At 28.3% G+C, this 4517-nt stretch carries 5 protein-coding genes; 1 reads left to right on the top strand and 4 read right to left on the bottom strand.

Translation table 11 applies throughout. The features are described from left to right. The 3 genes from ABJD66_RS04000 to ABJD66_RS03990 all read right to left on the bottom strand — a co-directional run. Nucleotides 1-289, bottom strand: a 289-nt coding sequence (locus ABJD66_RS04000) for a hypothetical protein (protein WP_348128493.1), incomplete at its 3' end; no start/stop codon positions are given. A gap of 24 nt (nt 290-313) precedes the next feature. Beyond that, nucleotides 314-1597 (bottom strand): nucleotide sugar dehydrogenase, encoded by a 1284-nt coding sequence (locus ABJD66_RS03995; RefSeq protein ID WP_303542501.1) that lies wholly within the window; start codon nt 1595-1597, stop codon nt 314-316. A 43-nt stretch (nt 1598-1640) separates the two neighbouring features. Next, nucleotides 1641-2642 carry an SDR family oxidoreductase gene (locus ABJD66_RS03990; protein WP_348128490.1) on the bottom strand — a complete coding sequence of 334 codons (1002 nt, stop codon included), beginning with the start codon at nt 2640-2642 and terminating at the stop codon, nt 1641-1643. A 193-nt stretch (nt 2643-2835) separates the two neighbouring features. On the opposite strand from ABJD66_RS03990, the gene ABJD66_RS03985 reads away from it, so the two are divergent. Next, entirely contained in the window at nt 2836-4101 is a 1266-nt protein-coding gene (locus ABJD66_RS03985; protein ID WP_348128487.1) for a GNAT family N-acetyltransferase, read from the top strand. Here the strand turns inward: ABJD66_RS03985 and ABJD66_RS03980 are convergent. Then, the coding region (locus ABJD66_RS03980; RefSeq protein ID WP_348128484.1) for a sugar transferase at nt 4094-4517 on the bottom strand (424 nt) is incomplete at its 5' end. The genes ABJD66_RS03985 and ABJD66_RS03980 overlap by 8 nt on opposite strands.

The raw sequence follows: 4517 nt of genomic DNA, 5'->3' as shown, positions 1-4517 counted from the left end.
CTCCACTAATTAAAAAATTTAATGTTAGAGTGAATAATAATAACAAATAGGGGAAAAATACAGATATTTTGTATTTAGCACGTGCAGCAAAAAGAGATAAGAATACGGTAAAGAAAATAAAAACTACAGATAATATTCTTATGTACTTTTCAGCACCAAGACTATTATCTCCAAAAGTTTCAGTTCTATATAAACGTTCTTGAGCAAAATAAACAAAGAACAGGTTTAAAAATAAACCAGCAAATAAGAATACAGAAATTACTTTTTCAATTTGTGCTCTTTGCTCCAAAATTGTTTTTGCTTAAAAATTATATTATAACCTTTTTACTAGCTTATCATTTAAAATACCTTTAACATCATACAATACTCCATCGTCTTTTAAGAATTGTTTTAAATCTAAATCTAAAAATTCTTTATGAGCAACGGTTAATACAACAGCATTGTACTTTTTAGTAGGTATATTTTTAGAGGTTTCTAATTTGTATTCATGCATAACTTCTTCAGGTGAAGCCCAAGGATCATAAATATCTATTTCTGTACCATAAGATGCTAAATTGCTAATTACGTCAACAGCTTTAGTGTTACGTACATCCGGACAGTTTTCTTTAAACGTAATTCCTAAAACTAATATATTAGCTCCTTTTACTTTAATGTCATTCTGTACCATAAGTTTTACAACTTCAGAGGCAACATACTTACCCATACCATCATTCATACGTCTACCAGCTAAAATAATTTCTGGATGGTAGCCAAATTCTTGAGCTTTTTGAGCTAAGTAATACGGATCGACACCTATACAGTGTCCACCCACTAAGCCTGGTTTAAAAGGTAAAAAATTCCATTTAGTACCTGCAGCTTCTAATACATCATGTGTATCAATGTCCATTAAGTTAAAAATCTTTGCAAGTTCATTAACAAAAGCAATATTAATGTCTCTTTGAGAGTTTTCTATAACTTTAGCAGCCTCAGCTACTTTAATAGTAGGAGCTAGGTGTGTACCAGCAGTAATAACAGATTTATATAAGTTATCTACTTTTATGCCTATTTCTGGTGTAGAACCAGAAGTTACTTTTAATATTTTTTCTACTGTATGCTCCTTATCACCAGGGTTAATACGCTCTGGAGAATAACCTACAAAGAAATCTACATTAAATTTTAATCCACTAATTTTTTCTAAAACAGGAACACATTCATCTTCAGTAACACCAGGATATACGGTAGATTCATATATAACAATGTCTCCTTTTTTTAAAACCTTAGCAACTGTTTCACTAGATTTATATAAAGGTGTAAGTATGGGTCTATTTGTTTTATCTACTGGTGTAGGTACTGTAACTACATAATAGTTACAATCTTTAATATCATCTAAATTATTGCTGCAAAATAAACCAGTATTTTTTATATCTCTAGTTTCTGATAATACAGCTTGTAAAACAGTATCTTCAACCTCTAAAGTACTATCTGTTCCAGATTGTAATTCTTTAATTCTGTTTTCATTAATATCAAAACCTATAACAGGGTATTTTGTAGCAAATAAACGAGCTAGTGGTAGGCCAACATATCCTAAACCTATTACTGCAATTTTAGATGTATTCATATGGTTGTGTTTATTATTTTTTTATTGATTAAATTAGATAAAATTATTCTTTTAAATTATCCCAATACCAATTAACAGCCTCTTCTAAGCCACTTTTAATATTGTACTGCGGATTATAACCTAAAAGTTCTTTAGCTTTATCTATAGATGCTAGAGAATGTGGTACGTCTCCTTGTCTAGTTGTACCATACCTTATCTCAACATCTTTTATTTTAGGATCAAATTTACTTAAGTTTTCTTTTAATAGACCTATTAATTCATTTAAATCTGTACGTTCACCAAAAGCAACATTGTAAACAGTGTTTACTGCCTCTTTGTTCTCTGTAACAATAGATCTAACGTTCATTTCAATTACGTTATCTATGTAGGTAAAATCCCTAGAGTATGAACCGTCTCCATTTATAGTTGGAGATTCATGTTTCATGAACTGCATTACAAATTTTGGTATTACAGCAGCATAAGCTCCTTTTGGATCTTGTTTTCTTCCAAAAACATTAAAATAACGTAGGCCTACAGTCTCTAGTCCATAAGTTTTACTAAAAATATCTGCATATAATTCATTCACAAACTTTGTTATAGCATAAGGAGAAAGTGGTCTTCCTATTTTATCTTCAACTTTTGGCAAGCTTTCAGAATCTCCGTAAGTAGAAGAACTTGCGGCATAGACAAAACGTTTTACGTTTGCGTCTCTAGCGGCAACAAGCATATTTAAAAAACCAGATACATTTACGGCGTTACTTGTAATAGGATCATTAATAGACCTTGGTACAGACCCTAATGCAGCTTGGTGCATAATGTAATCTACATTTTTGCAGGCTGTATGGCAATCTTCTAAATTTCTAATATCTCCTCGTAATAATGTAAAATTAGTGTGGTCTAGAAGGTGATTGATATTCTCTTCTTTACCTGTGGCAAAATTATCAAGGCAAGTTACTTTATTGCCGTTTTTTAAAAGTGATTCACAGATGTTTGACCCAATAAAACCAGCACCACCAGTTACTAAAATATGGTGATTTGGATTTAAGTTTAATTTTTCAATATTCATTATCATTAAATTTAGAATAGCAAAGATGTTTAAAAAAAACTGGATTTACTATCATTTTATTTTAATCGTTTTAAAAATCGTTGAAATGAAGAGATAATACGACGAGTAAATGTTGGAGGTTAAAAAATATTTTTTTTTGTTTTTAAGGAGTTTGATTGTAGTATATTGTTGCTGTTTTTTGAATGAATAATTTATGGATAATAGAGAAAGTGTAGATATAATAGAAAAAGAGCATCCTTTTTACAATAAAGTTTTTATAAATAATTGGCTTAATTTTTTTAATGAAACTCAAAAGTCTTTTTTTAAGTCTGTAACTCCTATTCCCTTTTCTAAAAATAAAACTTTTGGCTATTACTTTAATATAGGTAAAAATATTACTAACGGTCAATTGTATAATATTAACGAAAATGAAGATGATTATAAAAAATCCGTTTTTTTAATTTATGATGTTCTTTCAGATAGGCATCAGCAATATAGGACTAAAAATAAAGGTTTTGTAGTAAAAAAGGTTTCTCAATACCAGGGTTTTATGTCTTTTTTGGGTGATTATGATAATTTTGATGAGTACTTTAATAATCAATTTTCTTCTAAGAGTAGGTATAACATAAGAAAAAATTATAGAATATTAGAATCTAATTTTAATGTTTCTTTTAAGGTTTTTAAAGGAGCTATAGATAAATCTGAATACGATTTTATTTTTGAAAAATTAATAGAGTTAATTAAAAAAAGGTTTTACTCTTTAGGGAAAGATAATAATATAGTTAATTTAAGAGATTATTATTATAGCCTTTGTTACGAGCTTATTTTAGAAAATAAGGCTTCTTTTAATGTGCTTTATGTAGATGAAGATCCGATTGCAATATCAATGTCGTTTTTGTCAGATAGGGAGCTTTTCTTTGCAATTACTACTTTTGATATAGATTACAGACGTTATAATCTAGGACATATTCTTATTTTTAATATGATGAAATGGTGTTATCAAAATGATATTTTAATTTTTGATTATTCTAAAGGAGAATATGATTATAAGAAAAGGTGGTCAAATAAATCTTATAGTTTTGAAAATCATATAATTTATGATTCAAAATCATTTAAGAGCAGGCTAATAGGAGGATATCTATATAATTACTTTGTTTTTAAGCAGTTTTTAAGAGATAAAAAAGTTAATACTTTATATTCTAAAGCTAAGTTTATGTTTAAAAAAGAAGAAATGAAGTTGACTAACTTAAGCTTTAAAAGGTTGAATAATTTTTCTTTGTCTAGTGAGAATTATGAAAAAATAGAAAGAGGGTCTACAAAGAAAATAATTAAATTAAAAAATATAAAAGGGGCTGTAAATGATGTTTTGTACTCTAACCCCGTAGGAATAGATAATATAGACTTATTTAAAAGTAAAGTAAGTGAGGTTTATCTTTTAAAGATAGAAGAAAAGTATTTTAGCATCAACCTTTCTATTTGAAGATTGATGCTATTGTGCTAAAAATAATTTTAATGTCTTTTATAAAACCTTTTTCTGAAATATATTTCTTATTTAAGTTTAACTTAATAGGCATAATTTCATCAATATATTTTTTCTCTGGATTTGTGGCTCCTTTTAATATTTCATTTTCATTTCTAAAGTGAATTGATGCATAATCTGTAATTCCAGGTCTAACACTTAGTACTTGCATGTCATCTTTAGAATATAAGTCTACATATTTACGCACTTCAGGTCTTGGTCCAACTAGACTCATTTCTCCTAAAAGAACATTAAATAACTGAGGTAGTTCATCTAGTTTAGATTTTCTAAGATAGTAACCTATTTTGGTAACTCTTGGGTCTCTATCTCCAACGGTCAACAACCCTTTTTTATCAGAGTTAATGAGCATTGTCCTA

It is taken from the genome of Cellulophaga sp. (genome assembly GCF_039943695.1).
Lineage (GTDB): Bacteria > Bacteroidota > Bacteroidia > Flavobacteriales > Flavobacteriaceae > Cellulophaga.
Note: the sequence above shows the minus strand (reverse complement) of the source record. Positions and strands in the feature narration are given on the sequence as shown.